Genomic DNA, 268 nt, shown 5'->3' with positions numbered 1-268 from the left:
ATCCCAATTAGATTTGAAAAGAGAAAGAGTTATGTAATAACAACTCTTATTAATAAGGTTATAGAAGATAAGGACACTCTTAATTTTAATTGTTATTTAGATAAGGATCTTTACGAGGTACTAATGGGATATAAAGAGCTTGGTTATTCTCCAATCAACTTAAAGATGATAAAACAAGCTAATGGTTATTATACTCAAAGGTTTTATGAATTATTTAGAGTGTGGAGTGGTCTTAATAAAGAAGTCACATATACAATAGATAAGCTTA

Annotated in this window: 1 pseudogene; it reads left to right on the top strand. The window is 27.6% G+C overall.

Annotated features, from left to right (window positions below):
* Positions 1-268 (top strand): annotated as a pseudogene (locus NG918_RS16860) (replication initiation protein); the annotation flags it as partial.

Source organism: Clostridium sp. ZBS2 (genome assembly GCF_023845855.1).
Classification (GTDB): Bacteria; Bacillota; Clostridia; order Clostridiales; family Clostridiaceae; genus Clostridium; species Clostridium aquiflavi.
The sequence above is the reverse complement of the archived record's forward strand: the minus strand, read 5'-3'. Positions and strand labels throughout refer to the sequence as shown.